This window comes from Burkholderia sp. MR1-5-21 (assembly GCF_053427715.1).
Map to the genome: position 1 here is coordinate 1 of NZ_JBSAXD010000075.1, position 2,707 is coordinate 2,707.

Sequence of the window (2,707 nt, forward strand, 5' to 3'; positions counted from 1 at the left end):
GCGACCAATCGAGTAGGATCGGTAGCCAGCCCCTTGCGCACCGCGGCGACGCCGCCCGGCGCAGGAAACCAACTACCTTCCTCCGAACGCAACGTGCAAGTTTCCAAGCATTGCGCTCTCCAGCTATCCTACTGCGCCATCATCTCGCCGCCGCGAACGGGTTGTGAAGGTCTCGCAGCTTTAACCCATCGTAAGCCCCTGCGTGTATCTTGGCGTGACAGCTACCACATGCGGGTATCTGCTTCCGGTTCAACGTAGCAAGAAGCCTCGTAAAGCCTTTGGGTGGTCGATCTCCCATCTTCCGGACGTGTCTGACGTGATGCATCTGTACGCCAGCGTCCGAACCACAAATAGCGCACGATTCCCCGAGCTTGCTTCGAGTACGCATTCGCGAATGCCTCAGCAGGATGGAGTCGGGTGATGGTGTTTCACCAATCATGAACCGCGAGGGGCGACGCGACCAATCCGTGACGACTGGCAAGCTAACCCCGAAGGTCTTACCCTTACTGTTCTGCTTAAACACCGCTAGGCTATCCCCGTATTTCCGGAAAACCTGCTTCAACGAGAGTCTGTGTTTTGTGGCCAAGGTCAGCGCGGCCGAGTATTTCAGAATGTACTGGACCCTTGACAGCTTTGCATAATTGTCCGCGAAGCTGTAGTAATTCAGCAGTCCTCGTATTACCGACCCATAGATAGAAACGATTTGGTCGTCGTCCAGCAGAACCCAAATGTACTTCGGCGTGGGTTCGCCCTCGCTTCCACAAAAACCTTTGACGTGTAATTTGCCCACTAATTTGCCTACCGGTGCCCACAATTGCGGCAGCCAACCTGTAACTCGCTTGTCGAACGCTTTTCCGTTTCGGACCACCTTTTGCACCTTCTGCGTGGTTGACCCGATTTTTATGCGCGTCCCGAGAAAGAAAGCTTCCTCGGTCTTCGCATGACGAATATGCGTTTTCTCCATGTTGAGCGTAAGCCCAAGCCTTTCTTTCATGAAGTCTCGGACCTCATTTCGGATTTGCTCGGCCATCCATTTTGGCCCATTGACACCAACACACCAGTCGTCCGCGTAGCGGACATACTTAAGCCTAATGAAAGAGCCGTCATTAATACCCGATGGCACTCGCATATTGGCTAGCTTGGCCGCCTTTATCTCCTTAGCCTTCAGGGCCCGTTCTTCGGATCTTGGCGCAAGCCTTTCGATTTCTCGACGAGCTTTCTCCAATCTCTTATAGGCTCTGATGCTCTCAAGGCTTCTACCACGTTTCTCGCCTTTCTCTGTACAAGCGATGCGTTCGATCATAAATAGATCAAGCTCATGCAGAAAGATATTGCACAGGATGGGAGAGACAATGGAACCCTGCGGTGTACCGATGTCGCTGTTCACCGGCGTACGAAACTCATAGTAGCCCGCCGTCAGGGCTTTCCTGATCAGGTTGAGGAATCGCGTGTCACTAATGCGCTTCTTCAGGTGCCCAATCAGGAGATTGTGGTCAATATTATCAAAGGCAGCTTTGACGTCGCCTTCGACAACCCACGAAACCCCGCTCCAGTTATCCCGTATCGACTTAAGCGCCGTGTGACAACCTCGATTAGGTCTGAAACCGTGGCTTGCTTCCGAAAAGCTCGGCCCATATGGACTTTCATAGATGGCCTCAAGAATCATTCTCATGACCTCCTGAACCACCTTGTCCTTAGGGGAAGCGATACCTAGCGGGCGCTTGCCACCGTTCGCTTTCGGGATATGCACTCTACGTGCTCTGCTGAACTGAAATGATTCAGTCCGCATCTGGGAGACGATGTTTTTTATTGTTGCCAGTGAAAACTCGTCGAGTGTTGTCCCGTCGGCTCCAGGGGTCATGTTTCCGGGGGAGCTTTTCAGCCGCTCGTACGCCACCACGTACAGATCTTCCTTGTACATTAGGCGATAGAGTTCCCCGTTGACCCAATTTGGATCAGCGTTTTTCTTGCGCAGCGCCTCCAAACGCTGTAGGTCGTTACTACTCATCCGAGTAAACCTTCGTCGTTGGACGCGCGTCCAGCCTGTTGTGCTTTCCTTTCACCCCGCATTACCGAGGTCGTATGTAGGTACTTGGTGGGCCTGGCAGGATTTGAACCTGCGACCAATCGATTATGAGTCGACTGCTACTAACCACTGAGCTACAGGCCCACTGTTTCACTATACAGGTACTACCACAACTCCGTCGCCAGCAATAGTCGGACCTGTTGCCAGCTCCATCTATTGCCAAGATACATTCGATGTTCTGATTGTATCCTTTTAGGGATCACTCCCCTTAGGCGATCCCATGGTTAACACACAAACGTGCTCTGGGTTTAGGTGCCCATTTCATCCATTTCTTCCGACTCGGAAGCCCGTGTCAGGAGGGAGCTTCCAGGGCGTTCATAATCGCCACCCTAGACTTCCTGACCTCAGACGTAAAACTGTGGTGTCTGAGGGTTGACGAAACATACCCCGGTGGGATTCGGGTTCAAGCAATACAGCCTTCACCGTGTCCAGCCTAGCTGACAGACCTCTTGGAAGCACAGCTTCTTCCTTATCTGCCTTTTCACGACATGCTGCAGTCCCCTCTCGGTTTCCCGATCAGGTAAGTCGCCGCTTTAGCCACAATCGCTCCTGTGGCGTAACTACCGTTACAACGTTTGTGCGCCCTATCCATGGCGCACTTATGAGTCGACTGCTCTAACC

Annotated in this window: 1 protein-coding gene and 1 tRNA gene; both read right to left on the reverse strand. The window is 52.7% G+C overall.

Going from position 1 to position 2,707, the window contains the following annotated elements; translation table 11 throughout:
• Positions 1–139 precede the first annotated feature (139 nt).
• Positions 140–2,008: a reverse transcriptase domain-containing protein gene (locus ACV229_RS40395; protein ID WP_448088632.1), complete on the reverse strand. Its 1,869-nt coding sequence runs from the start codon at positions 2,006–2,008 to the stop codon at positions 140–142.
• An 85-nt stretch (positions 2,009–2,093) separates the two neighbouring features.
• Positions 2,094–2,170: transfer RNA gene (locus tag ACV229_RS40400), tRNA-Ile, on the reverse strand.
• Positions 2,171–2,707 lie beyond the last annotated feature (537 nt).

Excerpts from the sequence above, each read along its gene's own strand:
- ACV229_RS40395 (WP_448088632.1), bottom strand. The coding sequence starts at position 2,008 with ATGAGTAGTAACGACCTACAGCGTTTGGAGGCGCTGCGCAAGAAAAAC.